Origin of the sequence: Humidesulfovibrio sp., assembly GCF_035560995.1 — a bacterium.
Taxonomy (GTDB): domain Bacteria; phylum Desulfobacterota; class Desulfovibrionia; order Desulfovibrionales; family Desulfovibrionaceae; genus Humidesulfovibrio.
Genome location: NZ_DATMYK010000129.1, coordinates 1 through 3,275 on the forward strand (window position 1 = coordinate 1; position 3,275 = coordinate 3,275).

Here is a 3,275-nt window from a genome sequence, read left to right on the forward strand (position 1 = left end):
ATATTTCTACCATCCTTGTGCCTAACGCAGGCACCCCCTTTTCGCAACCGGAAACACCGCAAGGAGCGACGCCATGTCGAAGATACTGCGCATCAACACCCGCACCAGGGAATACCGTTTCGAGGAGCTTGGCCAGTATGCCGGGCTGGGCGGCCGCGCCCTCACCTCCCGCGTGGTCTTGAACGAGGTTCCGGCCACCTGTCATCCCCTTTCCGCCGCCAACAAGCTGGTGATCTCCGGCGGCATCCTGGCGGGCACCACGGCGGCCAACTCCGGCCGTTCCTCCGTGGGCGCCAAGTCTCCGCTCACCGGCGGCATCAAGGAATCCAACGTGGGCGGCCAGTTCGCCCACAAGCTGCCACGCCTGGGCCTCATCGCCATCATCTTCGAGGACAAGCCCGAGGCCGACGCGCCCTTCTGCAAGGTCCTCATCAAGAAGGACTCCGTGGAGTTCCTGGACGCCGCGGACATCATGGGCAAGGACAACTACGCCGCGCACGAGGTGGTCAAGGCCGCCTTCGGCGAGAAGGTCGTCACCGCCATGGTGGGTCCGGCGGGCGAGCAGTGCCTCATGGCCGCCACCATCCAGTTCTCCGACCCCGACGGACGCCCCAGCCGCTCCGCCGGCCGCGGCGGCATGGGCGCGGTCATGGGCTCCAAGAAGATCAAGGCCGTCATCCTGGACCCGGAGGGCAAGGAAGCCGTCGAGATGGCCGACGTCGAGAAGTTCAAGACCGCCCGCAAGCGCTGGGTCGACATCCTCATGGGCCACCCGGTCACCAGCCAGGGGCTGCCCACCTACGGCACGGCCATCCTGGTGAACATCATCAACGAGGCGGGCGCGCTGCCCACCAAGAACTTCCGCTCCGGCCGCTTCGACGGCGCCGCCAAGATCAGCGGCGAGGCCATGACCGAGACCATCAAGGCCAGAAAGGGCCAGTACAAGCACGGCTGCCACACCGGCTGCGTCATCCAGTGCTCCCAGGTGTACAACGACAAGAACGGCGACTACCTGACCACCGGCTTCGAGTACGAGACCATCTGGGGCTTCGGCGCGAACATCCTGGTGGACGACCTGGACGACATCGCCATGATGGACCGCGTGTGCGACGAGAAGGGCATGGACACCATCGAGATGGCCAACACCATCGCCATGGCCATGGAGGCGGGCCTCGTGAAGTGGGGCGACGGCAAGGGCGTCATCGCGCTTCTGAAGAAGGTGGGCTCGGCCGATCCCCTGGGGCGCATTCTGGGCAACGGCACCGTGTTCACGGCCCAGGCCTTCGGCGTGGACCGCGTGCCCGTGGTCAAGAAGCAGGCCCTGCCCGCCTACGACCCCCGCGTGGTCAAGGGCGTGGGCGTTACCTACAGCACCACCCCCATGGGCGCGGACCACACCGCGGGCTACGCCGTGTGCCAGAACGTGCTCAAGGTGGGCGGCGACGTGCCCTCCCACGGCAAGGCCGGCCAGGTGGAAGTGTCCAAGAATCTGCAGATCGCCACGGCCGCCGTGGATTCCCTCGGCCTGTGCCTGTTCGTGGCCTTTGCCGTGCTGGACACTCCGGACGCCCTGGGCGTTGTGGCCGACCTGGTCTCCGCCTACACGGGCAAGCCGTACAGCGTGGACGACATCGTGAACCTTGGGGTGAACACCCTGAAGGACGAGCTGGCCTTCAACGCCGCCGCGGGCTTCACCAGCAAGGACGACCAGCTGCCGGACTTCTTCAAGAACGAGCCCCTGCCCCCGCACAACCTCGCCTGGGACTTCACCGCCGAGGAGATGCAGGCCGCCAAGGTCTAGCCGCTTAGCGACTCAAGAAATGAATACGGCCGGGGCTCCGATTGGGGCTCCGGCCTTTTGTTTTGGCTTTTGGGGCTACTGCTTCTGTCCGGAGCCGCGCTCGTGCATTTGCGGTACGCTGATAAATTCGATGGGCGCCGTGGGACACACTGCGCGGGCGGTGTCGAAGGCATCATTTTCCTCAAGGACGAAAGTAATGACTTTCTTTCCACTATAGCCGCGAATCTCCAGTATGTCGCACTGCAACGGCTTGCCGTTCGCCGTGACTGAAAGCGCCGCATACCAGGGGTAGGGCTTTGCAGTGCGAGGGAGCTGGGCTTGCCGCGAAACCTCGGCAAAGGCCTGGAACGCGCGCAGGGCCTCTGGTTTCAGAATAAACGTCACACCATGCACGAAGCCATCCGGGGAGCGTTGTGCCAGGAACCCGTCCTCGTCTCGAATGATGAGGATATTTGAGACGTTTTCGCAGGTGAGGTCATAGGTCGGCTGCTGCGCGAGGGCTGTGGCGGGGACCAGCAGTAGGAGCAGGAGAAGAAGGAGCCTCATTCGTCGGCTCTCTCTATGGCCCATAGGTGGTCATCTCGGCCGGTGTAAGCGCGGGACACACCGCACGGGCCGCGTCGAAGGCGTCCTGTTCCCGGATGATCATGATGCCGACCTCTCCGTCTTCATGTGCGTCACATTCTGGAACGTCGCTATGCAAGGGCGTGCCGTTTGCGGTGATTGTCAGCTTCGCGCGGTCGTAACCAGTCCCATCTTGGCGGATGAGGAAAGACCTCGACGCCTTGGCAAGCTTGCTGAACTTTTCCATCGCACTATGCTTTAGTCCAAAATATACAATATGGAATGTGCTGGGATATGACTCCGAGCTGTGTTTTGCGCCGCTGATGCGTGTGATGGATATGCGCTCGACATTTTTGCAGGAAATGTCGAACGTTAACTCCGCAAGGGCAGCTGAGGGGACAATTAGCAGTATAAGCAGCAGCAGGGTTTTCATTGCCCGGCTACTCTAACTGTCCGTCGATGAGCACCTTTGCGGGGACAAGTGCCGGACAGACCGATCGTGCGGCGTCGAAGGCGTCCTGCTCTTGGATGATGGCGACAAGGACTCCCTGGTCATCAAGCCCTAGCAACCGTGGCTCATCGTTCCGAAGAGGTTTGCGATTTGCTGTTATCGTGAGCTTCGTTTGTGCAGAGCCTTTGCCTTTATTGTGAATATTGATTTTCCGTGACGCCTTGACCAGTTCGCCGAACTCCTCTGTCATATGGGGTTTCAGCTCCACGGCAAGAACGTGGAAAAAACCATCCGGGGAGTCTATTTGCCAACCCGCAGCCTTAACCCGCACAATGCGCATGCGGGCGATGTTATCGCAGGAGAGATCGTAAGTTGTCTGGGCGAGGACCGTGGCTGGAACCAGAATGAGCAGGAACAGAATGGTTTTCATTTTGCGTCATCCAAGGATGATGGATTGTC

Annotated in this window: 4 protein-coding genes; 1 reads left to right on the forward strand and 3 read right to left on the reverse strand. The window is 61.5% G+C overall.

Going from position 1 to position 3,275, the window contains the following annotated elements; translation table 11 throughout:
- Positions 1-73: 73 nt before the first annotated feature.
- Positions 74-1,801: an aldehyde ferredoxin oxidoreductase family protein gene (locus VN419_RS05100; protein ID WP_325645126.1), complete on the forward strand. Its 1,728-nt coding sequence runs from the start codon at positions 74-76 to the stop codon at positions 1,799-1,801.
- A gap of 75 nt (positions 1,802-1,876) precedes the next feature.
- On the opposite strand, the gene VN419_RS05105 is transcribed toward VN419_RS05100, so the two are convergent.
- From VN419_RS05105 to VN419_RS05115, 3 genes are read right to left on the reverse strand one after another with little or no spacing between them, the layout of a single operon-like run.
- Positions 1,877-2,347: a hypothetical protein gene (locus tag VN419_RS05105; RefSeq protein WP_325645128.1), complete on the reverse strand. Its 471-nt coding sequence runs from the start codon at positions 2,345-2,347 to the stop codon at positions 1,877-1,879.
- 13 nt (positions 2,348-2,360) lie between these two features.
- Positions 2,361-2,798, reverse strand: a complete 438-nt coding sequence (locus tag VN419_RS05110) for a hypothetical protein (RefSeq protein ID WP_325645130.1) — start codon at positions 2,796-2,798, stop codon at positions 2,361-2,363.
- Positions 2,799-2,805: 7 nt separating this feature from the next.
- Complete coding sequence (locus tag VN419_RS05115) at positions 2,806-3,246, reverse strand: hypothetical protein (protein WP_325645132.1); 441 nt, start codon at positions 3,244-3,246, stop codon at positions 2,806-2,808.
- Positions 3,247-3,275 lie beyond the last annotated feature (29 nt).